The sequence below is a fragment of the Paenibacillus zeisoli genome, from assembly GCF_003994465.1.
Lineage (GTDB): Bacteria > Bacillota > Bacilli > Paenibacillales > Paenibacillaceae > Fontibacillus > Fontibacillus zeisoli.
Map to the genome: position 1 here is coordinate 36,633 of NZ_RZNX01000004.1, position 13,092 is coordinate 49,724.

The 13,092-nt window shown below is 37.3% G+C and carries 9 protein-coding genes; all 9 read left to right on the forward strand.

What is annotated here, in order from left to right:
* The first annotated feature begins 209 nt into the window (after window positions 1-209).
* The gene (gene rlmD / locus EJP77_RS11610; protein WP_127199413.1) at window positions 210-1,826 is read left to right on the forward strand and encodes a 23S rRNA (uracil(1939)-C(5))-methyltransferase RlmD; all 1,617 of its coding nucleotides are present in this window, start codon (window positions 210-212) and stop codon (window positions 1,824-1,826) included.
* A gap of 97 nt (window positions 1,827-1,923) precedes the next feature.
* Window positions 1,924-3,471: a type I restriction-modification system subunit M gene (locus tag EJP77_RS11615; RefSeq protein ID WP_127199414.1), complete on the forward strand. Its 1,548-nt coding sequence runs from the start codon at window positions 1,924-1,926 to the stop codon at window positions 3,469-3,471.
* Complete coding sequence (locus EJP77_RS11620) at window positions 3,468-4,658, forward strand: restriction endonuclease subunit S (protein ID WP_127199415.1); 1,191 nt, start codon at window positions 3,468-3,470, stop codon at window positions 4,656-4,658. The genes EJP77_RS11615 and EJP77_RS11620 overlap by 4 nt, the downstream gene beginning before the upstream one ends.
* Before the next feature lie 4 nt (window positions 4,659-4,662).
* A complete protein-coding gene (locus EJP77_RS11625) occupies window positions 4,663-5,877 on the forward strand; it encodes an AAA family ATPase (protein ID WP_127199416.1) in 1,215 nt (404 codons plus the stop codon).
* Window positions 5,874-8,978 carry a type I restriction endonuclease subunit R gene (locus tag EJP77_RS11630; RefSeq protein WP_127199417.1) on the forward strand — a complete coding sequence of 1,035 codons (3,105 nt, stop codon included), beginning with the start codon at window positions 5,874-5,876 and terminating at the stop codon, window positions 8,976-8,978. Before EJP77_RS11625 ends, EJP77_RS11630 begins: the two co-directional genes overlap by 4 nt.
* A gap of 73 nt (window positions 8,979-9,051) precedes the next feature.
* A complete protein-coding gene (locus tag EJP77_RS11635; RefSeq protein WP_342773007.1) occupies window positions 9,052-9,231 on the forward strand; it encodes a YdbC family protein in 180 nt (59 codons plus the stop codon).
* 381 nt (window positions 9,232-9,612) lie between these two features.
* The gene (locus tag EJP77_RS21000) at window positions 9,613-9,744 is read left to right on the forward strand and encodes a hypothetical protein (RefSeq protein ID WP_281278492.1); all 132 of its coding nucleotides are present in this window, start codon (window positions 9,613-9,615) and stop codon (window positions 9,742-9,744) included.
* 485 nt (window positions 9,745-10,229) lie between these two features.
* The gene (locus EJP77_RS11640) at window positions 10,230-11,051 is read left to right on the forward strand and encodes a DUF6602 domain-containing protein (RefSeq protein ID WP_127199418.1); all 822 of its coding nucleotides are present in this window, start codon (window positions 10,230-10,232) and stop codon (window positions 11,049-11,051) included.
* Window positions 11,052-11,940: 889 nt separating this feature from the next.
* The gene (locus tag EJP77_RS11645) at window positions 11,941-13,083 is read left to right on the forward strand and encodes a hypothetical protein (protein WP_127199419.1); all 1,143 of its coding nucleotides are present in this window, start codon (window positions 11,941-11,943) and stop codon (window positions 13,081-13,083) included.
* Window positions 13,084-13,092: the final 9 nt, after the last annotated feature.

Genomic DNA, 13,092 nt, shown 5'->3' on the forward strand with positions numbered 1-13,092 from the left:
AGGATTCACAAAGTATGAGGGAAATTAGCTTTCTTTATCTAAGGACTAATTGATTGTTAATCATGATAGATGAATGAAATGACCGGGATAGAAGAGAACGCCTCTTAGCTGGCCTTGGCGGCAGCGGGATGGTTGTTCTTTCTTTCGTTTTACCGGGCTGATATAGATGATATAGATTTCAACCTATGAGAAAGAAGTGAACAAGCGGGATGAACAAGCAGCGGGGCGGAAAATCTGACAATGGAAGCAGAAGCAGGCGAGAAGGTGCGGCCGGGGGGAGAGGCAGATCTGAGCAAGGACGAGGCTCAGCAGTGTTATCGGCTGACATTGCCGGCCTGCCGGTAGCGAAGAACGATGAGCTCGACATCGAGATCATCGGGATGAACCATGACGGTGAAGGCGTAGGTCGTGCGGAAGGCTACACCTTGTTCGTCCCTGGAGCCCTACCCGGCGAGAAATCGCGGGTCAAGGTGCTTAAGACGAAGAAGCAGTATGGCTATGCCAAGCTGCTTGACGTCGTACGGGCCAGCGCGGACCGCGTTGCCGCGCCTTGCGCGATCTACGAAAAGTGCGGCGGCTGCCAGCTGCAGCACCTCAGCTACGAAGGCCAGCTGGCCTGGAAGCGCCAGCATGTGGTCGATGCGCTGGAGCGGATCGGGAAGCTGCGGGTGAGCGGGAGTGGCAGCGGGGCAGGCTCTGCTGCTGGGGAAACCCAGGTGGACGAAGCCCTTGGCAGCACAGCAGGTAATCGTGTTGGTGAACTCGATGAAGGAATTGTCGTTCTGCCTACGCTAGGCATGACCGACCCATGGCGTTACCGCAACAAGGCACAAGTGCCTGTCGGCGTGTTGGATGGTGCTCTAGTGGGAGGCTTTTACTCCAAGGGCAGCCACCGTATCGTCGATATGGAGACGTGCCTAATCCAGCATGAGCACAACGATGATGTAGTGAACCGTGTCAAAGAGATCGGCAGCAGCCTCGGGATAAGCGCTTATAACGAAGAGACAGGCCGTGGCCTGCTCCGCCATGTCGTGGTGAAGAAGGCATTCCGTACGGGCGAAATGATGCTTGTTCTTGTCACCAACGGGCGGGACATTCCGCACGCCGATGCTTGGATTGGCAGTATTCGGGAGCAGATCCCACATGTCGCAAGCATCTGCCAGAATGTGAACACGAAGCAGACTAACGTTATTTTTGGTGACGAAACCCGTACCCTCTGGGGACGCGATGTGATCTACGATTACATTGGAGATGTGCAGTTCGCTATCTCGGCTAGATCGTTCTACCAGGTGAACCCGGTACAGACTGAGGTGCTGTACGGAAAGACCGTGGAGTATGCCGGTCTCACAGGCAAAGAGACCGTAATCGATGCCTACTGCGGCATCGGGACCATTTCGCTGTTCCTCGCGCAGCATGCGGATCAGGTGTACGGGGTCGAGATCGTGAAAGAAGCGATTGAGGATGCACGCATCAATGCGGAACTTAACGGCATGCGCAATGTAAAATTTGAGGTGGGAGCATCTGAGGTAGTGATCCCTCGCTGGAAAGAGCAGGGGATTGAGGCGGATGTAATCGTGGTCGATCCCCCGCGCAAAGGCTGCGATCCGCAGCTGCTGGAAACAATCCTGGCGATGAAGCCGGAGCGGGTGGTGTATGTGAGCTGTAATCCGTCCACCTTGGCAAGGGATTTGAGGGTGCTGGAAGACGGCGGGTACCGAACGGTGGAGGTGCAGCCGGTGGATATGTTTCCGCATACGGTGCATGTGGAGTGTGTGGTAAGGATATATCGGGAAGATGTTTACGAAACGGAATTTTATAAGAGATAACAATAATGGCAAGAAACTAAAGGTGGAAGGAAAACATCAAACCTATTTAGAAGTGCTTCTATATCTATGTATAAGAAGAAATATTGGAGGTATACAAATGTCAAGTGCAGCACAACGTGCCGAATTACAATCTCAAATCTGGAAGATAGCCAATGATGTCCGTGGTTCAGTAGATGGATGGGATTTTAAACAATATGTTTTAGGAACGCTTTTTTATCGTTTCATAAGCGAAAACTTTTCTAACTATATTGAAGCTGGAGACGAAAGTATCAAGTATGCAGACCTTCCTGATGATATTATTACGAAAGAAATCAAAGAGGATGCCATTAAAACAAAAGGTTATTTCATATATCCGAGTCAGCTGTTTTCTAATATTGCGAAAACCGCCAACACAAATGAAAGTTTGAATACTGATCTAGCTGCTATATTTTCTGCTATCGAAAATTCAGCAAATGGTTATCCATCTGAACTAGACATTAAAGGATTATTTGCTGATTTTGACACGACAAGCAATAGATTAGGAAATACTGTAAAGGATAAAAACAGTCGTCTAGCTGCTGTCATTAAAGGAGTTGAAGGGCTTAATTTTAAAGGTTTTGAAGATAGTCAAATTGACCTTTTTGGTGATGCCTATGAGTATTTGATCTCTAATTATGCTGCCAATGCAGGTAAATCCGGAGGGGAATTCTTCACACCGCAGTCTGTGTCTAAGCTTATTGCGCAATTAGCCATACATAAGCTAACAACGATTAATAAGATTTATGACCCGGCAGCTGGTTCAGGTTCATTGCTATTACAAGCAAAAAAACAGTTTGATGCTCATATTATTGAAGATGGTTTTTATGGACAGGAGATCAACCATACAACTTATAACCTTGCTCGTATGAATATGTTTTTACACAACATAAATTACGATAAGTTTAATATTGCTTTTGGAAATACGCTTTTAAACCCACAATTTGGTGATGAAAAGCCTTTTGATGCGATTGTATCTAATCCGCCATACTCCATAAATTGGAGTGGTAGTGATGACCCGACACTTATTAATGATGAAAGATTTGCTCCTGCAGGAGTATTAGCCCCAAAATCTAAAGCTGATTTTGCCTTTGTGCTTCATACGCTTAATTATCTTTCAAGTAAAGGTCGTGCTTCTATCGTTTGTTTCCCTGGTATTTTTTACCGTGGAGGTGCAGAGCAAAAAATTAGAAAATATCTTATTGATAATAACTTTGTTGAAACGGTTATTTCATTAGCACCTAACCTTTTTTACGGGACTTCAATTGCAGTTAATATCTTGGTCCTCTCTAAACATAAAGCCGATACTAAAACTCAATTTATTGATGCAAGTGGAGTAGATTTCTATAAAAAAGCAACCAATAATAACATACTTACAGATGAACATATTGAGCAAATAATGAAAATCTTTGATAGCAAAGAAGAGGTTGATCATGTTGCGAAATCCGTTGATTACGATGCAATCGTTCAAAAGGATTACAATCTTTCTGTCAGCACTTATGTAGAACCAAAAAACACAAGGGAAGTCATTGATATAAATGAGCTGAATGCAGAGATAAAAACGACTGTAGCAAAGATAGATCAACTTCGTGCTGAAATTGATGATATTATTGAGGTGGTTGAATCATGATTAAGCCGAATTATATGGACAAATTACTTGATGGGGTTGAAGTTGAATGGAAGGCATTGGGTAATATAGCTGATTTAAAACGTGGTCGAGTAATGTCAAAGCAGTATCTTATAGAGAATATAGGTAATTACCCTGTTTTTAGTTCTCAAACTGCAAATAATGGGAATATTGGAAGTATCAATACATATGATTTTGATGGTGAATATGTAAATTGGACAACCGATGGGGCAAATGCAGGTACAGTATTTTATAGAACAGGTAAATTTTCAATAACAAATGTAAGTGGCTTAATCAAATTGAGGAACAGCTCAGAATTAAATTATAAATTCTTGTTTCATTGGCTTTCTATAGAAGCAAAAAAACATGTTTATAAAGGAATGGGTAACCCAAAGCTTATGAGTCACCAAATGGAGAGAATCCCCGTCCCCATCCCCCCTCTAAAAGTACAAGAAGAAATCGTCCGTGTTTTGGATGCCTTCACAGAGCTTACAGCAGAGCTTATAGCAGAGCTTACAGTAGAGCTTAGATCTCGCAAAAAGCAATATGAATACTATCGAGATAAGTTGTTGACTTTAGACGAGGGTGAAGTTGAGTGGAAGACGTTAGGGGAAGTTGCTCTTGAATTTGGACGCGGAAAATCAAAACACCGTCCAAGAAATGACTCTAAGTTATATGGTGGAACCATCCCGTTCATTCAAACAGGTGATATTAGAAACGCTTCACATATCATTAGAGAGTTCAGACAAACTTATAGTAAGTTTGGACTGGAGCAAAGTAAGTTGTGGCCCAAAGGGACACTTTGTATAACGATAGCTGCAAATATTGCTGAAACTGCCATTCTTGATTTTGATTCTTGCTTTCCAGATAGTGTTATAGGTTTTGTTGCTGATCCCCATAAAACAATTTCAAGCTATGTTGAATATCTTTTGACTTCTTATAAAGCGAAATTGCAATCAAAAAGCACTGGTAGTGCACAAGAAAATATTAATCTTTCAACTTTCGATAGCTTGCAGTTACCTTTTCCTACACTTGCGGAACAAGAGCGTATAGTATCTATTTTAGACAAATTCAACGCGTTGACATCCTCAATTACGGTAGGGTTGTCACGTGAAATAGAATTGCGTCAGAAACAATACGAATACTATCGTGATATGCTGCTTTCATTTCCAAGAAGTGAGGTAGAATAATAGTATGGGGAAGAGTTTAAATGTAATTGCCCAGCAGTTAGTAGATAATAATAAAAAAGTTCAATTAATATATGCTTTTAATGGAACTGGTAAAACTAGGCTTTCGCGTGAATTCAAATCGTTATTGGTACCGAAAGTAGATGGTGATACGGAGTTAGAGGAATCAGAAGTAATCGTTAAAAAACTTCTTTATTACAATGCATTTACGGAAGATTTGTTCTATTGGGATAACGACATAGAAAATGATGCTAAACCAAAACTTTTAATCCGTCCTAATTCTTTTACAAGATGGATTTTTGAAGAGCAGGGACAGGACAGGAATATTATTTCAATCTTTCAGCATTATACTGACGATAAATTGACGCCGCATTTCAACGAAGAATATTCGATTAAAGATAAAAACGATAATGATGTAACTGTAGGATCTTTTACAGAAATCACCTTTTCATATGAACGTGGTCATGATAAACGTTCCAATAACATTAAAATTTCTAAAGGAGAAGAGAGTAACTTTGTATGGTCTGTTTTTTATTCTCTAATTGAACAAGTTATTGAAGTATTAAATGTAGCTGAACCAACTGATAGAGAAACAAATCAATTTGATCAACTGGAATATGTATTTATAGATGATCCAGTGACTTCATTAGACGATAACCACCTGATTGAATTAGCAGTAAATCTAGCAGGATTAATAAAGTTATCTGCATTAACAGACCTTAAGTTCATTATTACCACGCATAATCCTCTTTTTTATAACGTGTTGTTCAATGAATTAAGTAATTCTGATAGAAGTACAGGTTACAACAGTCATAGACATTTTAAATGGTATAGACTAGAAAAGAAAGAAGAGGGTACTTACGAACTAATTGATCGGCTTAAGGATTCGCCATTTTCTTATCATCTTTTCCTAATAAATGAAATCGAAAAAGCTATTGAAACTGATCAAGTATATAAATATCATTTTAACTTTTTTCGAAATATTTTAGAAAAAACCGCCACTTTTTTAGGGTATTCTGATTGGGCAGAATTGTTGTTACCTGTTAAAGGAACTCGGGATGCATATGTAAAAAGGATTCTAAACTTATCTAGTCATTCAAAACATTCAGGTGAAGAAATTGTTGAGCTCACAAACGATGACAAGAATGTTATAAGACATCTTATGAATGAAATCAATGAAATATATAGGTTTAAAAAGTTTATTAAGGGGGGAAATGAATGAGCGAGTACAAAACCATAGCAGAATCAAACAACTACATCGTTTTAGATAAATACAGCAAGATAGCCGAACAAGGGGCCAGCTATCAGACGGAAGCCAACTTAGAACGAGAATTGATTCAAGATTTAGTCAACCAAGGCTATGATTTTCTGCCTGATTTGACCTCTCCTGAACAGATGCTTGCGAATATTCGTGTGCAGATCCAAGACCTTAATAAAACGCAATTTTCAGATGCCGAATGGCTTAGATTTTGTGAACAGTATTTAGATAAACCGAGTGACAACCACGTTGATAAAACCCGTAAAATTCATGACGATTATATATATGACTTTGTCTTTGATGATGGGCATATTCAGAACATCTACCTTGTAGATAAGTACAATATGGCTCACAATAAAGTACAGGTCATCTCGCAATTTGAACAAAAAGGAACGCATGTGAATCGATATGATGTGACCATCTTAGTCAATGGTTTACCCTTAGTACAAGTGGAGCTCAAAAAGCGTGGGGTTGCGATTCGGGAAGCCTTTAATCAGGTTCATCGATATAGTAAAGAGAGTTTCAATTCAGAAAACTCCCTGTTTAAATATGTACAGATTTTTGTAATCTCTAATGGTACAGATAGCCGTTATTTTGCAAATACGACGAAACGGGATAAGAATAGTTTTGACTTCAGTATGAATTGGGCCAATGCGGATAATATTTTAATTAAAGATTTAAAAGATTTTACAGCTACATATTTTCAAAAAGATACGTTATTGAATGTATTACTGAAATATTCTGTATTTGATGTGAGCGACAACCTGCTGGTTATGCGACCTTATCAAATTGCTGCAGTAGAAAGAATATTATGGAAAATTAAAAGTGCATATCAAGCAAAAAAATGGAGTACCATTGGAAGCGGTGGATATATTTGGCATACAACAGGTTCGGGAAAAACGCTTACGAGTTTTAAAGCAGCTCGCTTGGCTACTGAACTGGATTTTATTGATAAAGTTTTTTTTGTTGTAGATCGGAAGGACCTGGATTTTCAGACGATGAAAGAGTATCAGCGTTTTTCTCCTGATAGTGTTAATGGTTCTGAAAGTACCGCAGGATTAAAGCGTAACATCAAAAAAGATGATAATAAAATTATTGTGACGACGATTCAAAAACTTAATAACCTAATGAAAAGCGAAACAGAGTTACCTATATATAATAAGCAAGTGGTATTCATTTTTGATGAAGCTCACCGTTCGCAATTTGGTGAAGCTCAAAAAAAAATCAAAAAAAAGTTTAAGAAGTTCTATCAATTTGGATTTACAGGCACACCTATTTTCCCGGAGAATGCGTTAGGTTCTGAAACGACTGCTTCTGTCTTTGGTCGAGAGGTACACTCTTATGTCATTACGGATGCCATTAGAGATGAAAAGGTTTTAAAGTTCAAAGTAGATTATAACGATGTACGTCCCAAGTTCAAAACGATCGAAAAAGAACAGGACGAGAAAAAGCTATCGACAGCAGAAAATAAAGAAGCACTACTGCATCCTGAACGCATCAAAGAAATTTCTCAATATATTCTTAATAATTTCAGAGTAAAAACTCATCGTCTAAATGCGAATGGAAAAGGATTTAATGCCATGTTTGCTGTGAGCAGTGTCGATGCAGCGAAACTCTACTATGAATCATTAAATAAATTACAACAAGGAAGCAATAACCCCCTTAAGATTGCTACAATCTTCTCCTTTGCTGCAAATGAAGAGCAAACTGCGATAGGTGAAATTATTGATGAAACTTTTGAACCTTTAGCAATGGACAGTAGTGCAAAGGAGTTTTTAAGTTCAGCCATTAAAGACTACAATGCGTTGTTTAAAACCAACTTTGGCGTAGAAAGTAAAGAGTTTCAAAATTATTATCGTGACCTTGCTAAACGAGTAAAAGACAAAGAGATTGATTTGTTAATTGTTGTTGGAATGTTTTTAACTGGTTTTGATGCACCTACATTAAATACTTTATTTGTTGATAAAAATCTTAGGTATCATGGTTTAATGCAAGCTTATTCGAGAACAAATCGTATTTATGATTCCACCAAAACTTTTGGGAATATTGTTACTTTTAGAGATTTAGAACAAGCAACCATAGACGCTATTACTCGTTTTGGAAATAAAAATAAGTACATTAGAAATGTGGTGCTCGAAAAAAGCTTTAAAGAGTATATGGAAGGATTTACTGATATAGCAACAGGCGAGGCTCGTCGTGGGTATATATACGTGGTAAAAGAGCTACAAGAGCGTTTTCCTAATGTTGATGATATTGTTACTGAAAAAGATAAAAAAGAGTTTGCCAAGCTCTTTGGTGAGTATTTGCGTGTTGAGAATATCCTGCAGAACTATGATGAATTTACAGGTTTAAAAGCTTTACAAACAATAGATATGACTGACCCTAAAGCTTTAGAAGATTTTAAGTCTACTCACTATGTAACGGATGAAGATATAGCTGTTATGCAAGAGATTCAAGTATTAGAAGAAAGAGCTGTTCAAGATTATCGTTCTTCATATAATGATATTCGTGATTGGCTTCGTCGTGAAAAAGCTGGAAAAGGAAAAGATAATTCCTCTATTGATTGGGATGATGTTGTCTTTGAGGTAGATCTCCTAAAATCCCAAGAGATCAACTTAGATTACATTCTTGAACTTATTTTTGAGCATAACAAAAAGGTTAAAGATAAAGCATTCTTGGTTGAAGAGGTTCGCCGATTAATTCGTTCTAGTGTAGGAAACCGTGCAAAAGAAAGCTTGGTAGTTGATTTTATTAACCAAGCTGATTTAGATAGTATTCAAGATAAAGCAAGTATTATTGAAGCCTTTTTCGCATTTGCTCAAACTGAGCAAATGCGTGAAGCAGAAGAATTGATTAGTACTGAAAATCTGAATGAAGATGCTGCAAAAAGATACATTTTGACTTCATTAAAAAGAGAATATGCCAGTGAAAATGGAACGGAGCTTAATGAGGTTCTTCCTAAAATGAGTCCTCTCAATCCTCAGTATTTAACAAAAAAACAGAGCGTTTTTCAGAAAATATCTGCCTTTGTAGACAAGTTCAAGGGAGTAGGTGGAAAGATTTAATAAATCTAAAATAGAAAGTACAATGTGGAGAAATGGCAGAATTCAAATATAAGTAACTCAAATACACGGCAGATTGTCGGAATCTTCAAAGGGTTGGACAAAGGAACTGAGAAGTATAAGCTGGAACGATAAAGAAGCTAAGTATGATATTCGTGACTGGTTAGAAGATCTTGAGAAGATGGACAAAGGTGTCACATTGTCCAAGGAAGAGATTGTTGCATTGCGTGATTTTTTGAATGGATTGGAGTTGTAGCTATTGAATCAGTTTCTATAGGCGGATACTTTGGATCGAGTTACAAGTTTGAAGCTGACTTAGTGAATGGACACATTTCTTGGAACACTGAAGGCGAGTATTTTGAACCTCCGATCATCTTGAATATGGAGGCTGAAGGAATAACACTGATTCGAAATGGGCTAAGGGAATGTAGCATTTTGAGTTGGGATAAAGAATACATCGATCCTCATATTCTTGATGGAACGCAGTGGAGTTTGGAGATTCAGTTGTCCGAAAAAAGTATTCACATAAATGGCAGCAATGCCTATCCGCCTGAGTGGGAGAAGTTTTGTGAAGTTGTTCAGAAATTGTCGGGGAAGCCATTTCACTAAGGCTTAATTTAAGAAAGGGTAGACCAACATGATTAGAAAACCAATAAAAATTGATTCAGACTTTCAACGTTCTATAACATTCCAACGTAATGTTGAAGTTTGGATTGCTGGAAAATTAGATACTGCTGGGAAAGTGGAAAAGTTTAATAAAGCAAGGTGATTTGAAACATATTGTATATGGTCTTATGAATGGTTTAGAGCAATTAACTTCACAACGTAGCTTCATAAAAACTTTAGCGAGTTTTGAAAATTCCTCCACTCAAAGAAAATATTTTGGACTAGCTGGCAACATCACATCTTTTTCCGACATCATTGTTGATGTATCCAACGTGCTAACAATAAACGGGTTAAATATCTCTAGCGTCATAAAGGGATGGACTCATTTCAATTACTTCAAACAAAAAAAATTAGATGATTCAGTAGGAAGGCACTTGATTATTTAAGCTAACATAATTGTTATAATGCTCCGTGACTACATAACGTCAGGAGCATTTGTTATATGTTCTATCCAAAGATTAAGAGTATTATTTTTTCTGGTCTAAAATAAGGTCGTCATAAATAGACTCCCTGGACACATTTTCTTTCAAAAGACACTAAGGAATTTAGATTACCATTTACAAATTGCTACAAGTTGAGGTGATTCAATTGCCTAATTATTTAGATTACCAAAAATCAGTTGCAGCGGAATTTAAGGCATATGAAAAAAGGGTAAGATACCTCATAGATGATGTTCATTGGGGTGAGGAAGGCCGTTATAAAGAGATCATATTGATGAATTATCTTAAGCGGGTGTTACCGAAGAATCTTTCTGTTGGTACAGGATTTGTGAGAAATAAAACTGAAATTACATCACAAATCGATATTATTATTTATGATAATTCATTTCCTGTTCTATTTTCGGAAGGCGATTTTGTTGTAGCAACACCAGAAAATGTTATTGGTATAGTAGAAGTAAAATCGAATATTGAGCCCAATGAGTTATGTTCAATAATTGAAAAAGCAAATAGAAATGGTTCCATTATTTCAGGTGGTTCAGATTTGTTAATTTTCAATGGGATTTTTTCTTTTAATAGTGCGAATAGAGTCAATACGTTCATAAGCCATTTGGAAAGATACGATTTCGCGTCACTTTTAAGGAAGGATCACTGGAATCAAATCATACCTCCAGCACTTTCTTCCTGCGTAAATCATATTTCGTTAGGAGAACGTTATTTTCTAAAATTATGGAAAACAGGTCAAAACCCACAAACTATCGATTCCCCACATTATAGTCTTTATGATATGTGCGATAGTTTGGCTTTTTCTTATTTTCTGTCTAATATTCAGGACTTTGTAATATGGAAAGCCAGGGGATATACAGCAGAAAGTTTACCTCAAGAAATGCAGTCATTCTTTTATCCACTACCAGAAGGCAAAGAGGCGCATTTGGTTAAAAGGATATTGTTAGAGCGAGATCAAAATATATGATTTATAGAATGCAACGGTTGAGTTTGGTTGAATTAGAAAGAGATAACTTTTTCGGGCTTGTCTTAGTTGCGCGCGTCGAGATATAGCAACCTTGCATTGATAGTGAACGTCTGTAAGAGGTCTCTCAATGAACTATTCATAAATAATAGCTGCTTGATTGGTGTTAAATCGTTGAAAGTTGGGGACAAATTGGTGATAAACTGTATCCCCAACCACCCAAAACGACCCGTATAGAACACAATACGAACATCAAAATCCAGTAAAATCAAGGCTTCAGCCGACTATAACAGACTCAATCGGAGCCGCTGCGCAATCCGCATACGGTGCATGTGGAGTCGGTGGCTTTGTTGGTGAGGAATAGCGGGGCTTGAAGCAGCTATAGCGCGTGAACGCAAGGGGCTCGTCCCATGACTGAAAAGAAGAAGTTAGACAAAGCAATCAAGCTACACGAGAGCAGAAAATTTACGGTAACACAAATAGTAGAAATGACAGGCGGAAGCAAGGGGTCACTTTACCATGAACTAAATCGGAGGAAATAAGAAACAACAAAGAAGCAGTCTCAGAGCCATTGAGGAGCTTTATAAGGAATGTTTCGATGAGTCATCTAGATTAGTTGGCTCTATTATTATGTCTTACAGGGCTTTAATATGATTTATTGAACCTACCCCAGTGCAGAGTAAGTCATTGTTAAGTTCTAAAAAGGAGTTTTCCCCTAATTTCCCTAATAATAAATTTAATGAAAGTTTTTTGTGCGTACAGCTCATACATACCTAGGTTCACTTTTATCTTAATCAATTTACACAAAGAACGCCTTTGTTACAAATTTATACAATCGAGTGCAGCTACGTGATATAGTTAAGCTAATAGTTCATATACAGGGGCGAGAAAAATGCAGACTTCACCAACAAAGTTAATCCAAGAAGATGGTGGCTATTATGCTGTTAAGGGATTCCTATATCAATATGACAAAACGATAATAGAAATCCTAAAAAATCCTGATTCTGAAATAAAATTTGAACAAACACAGGATATAGATTTTGAAGACTACGTAATCCAAATAAAGCATAAAGAAACACAAGAGTTCTTTAACAGTAAGATTAAAAAGCCTATTTTACAACTCATAGATTTATTTTCAAAAGACCAAACAAAGAAGTTCATCTTATATTGCCATTTTAAAAATGTGGAGGCTTGTCAAAAGACATTAAATAATGTTGAGCTAGATCAAGTACTCGGTGCTAAAAAAAGCGATTATCCTTTGAAAGTTAAAGAGAAGTTCATTGAGAATTTTATCTTGGAGTTTTCAAACGATTACGAGGAACAATTTTCAACCTTGATTGAATTAATTAGAGATAACTATACTTTGCCAGATAAAAACTCAGCTATATACTACCATTCAATTATTAGAACACGATTATTTCAACTTGCCATAAAACAAAGAAATCAAAGATATCTCAAAAAGTCCGATTTAGATGAATACATAAGCATGACAGATAAAACAATATTTTATCTTTCGTATTCCAAATATCTCGAAAATGTAAAGTATGAGTCTCTTCTTAAAAAAAAGTTTTTCACTCTTAAAACTATAAATTTACGTAATGTTGAAAGGTTATTTATCATAGATATTGATTCGAAAATAAATATAGTCGATATTTATCAAATAATAGGGAAGATCATCTCCAAATACTTCAAATTTGAGAAATCCCCTGCCCCATATATTTGCTTAAGAAAGATATCCACAGTTCAATACAATCGGATAAAACAAGATTTAATAGATTTAGGAATTACATTTAATGATGGGACTTGCTTTAATGGAGATAAATTTAGATTAGATTATCTAGTTAGGCAGTCAACAAAGGAAAATCAGGTAGTTGTTAAAATAATTGATGAGAAGCAAATAGAAGAAGTCTGTATGACTGTCGGATTTAAGGAGTATTATCATTTTTTCATAGGTACCTTACACGAGATCGAAACTGAATATAAAAAAATACATATTCAGATTAAGGAAACAGAACAAATATTGAAAATATTGTAGCCAAGGGGG

What these genes read in the sequence shown, in the direction of transcription:
- EJP77_RS11620 (WP_127199415.1), top strand. Translation starts at nt 3,468, where the DNA reads ATGATTAAGCCGAATTATATGGACAAATTACTTGATGGGGTTGAAGTT.
- EJP77_RS11615 (WP_127199414.1), top strand. Translation starts at nt 1,924, where the DNA reads ATGTCAAGTGCAGCACAACGTGCCGAATTACAATCTCAAATCTGGAAG.
- EJP77_RS11630 (WP_127199417.1), top strand. Translation starts at nt 5,874, where the DNA reads ATGAGCGAGTACAAAACCATAGCAGAATCAAACAACTACATCGTTTTA.
- EJP77_RS11625 (WP_127199416.1), top strand. Translation starts at nt 4,663, where the DNA reads ATGGGGAAGAGTTTAAATGTAATTGCCCAGCAGTTAGTAGATAATAAT.
- EJP77_RS11645 (WP_127199419.1), top strand. Translation starts at nt 11,941, where the DNA reads ATGCAGACTTCACCAACAAAGTTAATCCAAGAAGATGGTGGCTATTAT.
- rlmD (WP_127199413.1), top strand. Translation starts at nt 210, where the DNA reads ATGAACAAGCAGCGGGGCGGAAAATCTGACAATGGAAGCAGAAGCAGG.
- EJP77_RS21000 (WP_281278492.1), top strand. Translation starts at nt 9,613, where the DNA reads ATGATTAGAAAACCAATAAAAATTGATTCAGACTTTCAACGTTCTATA.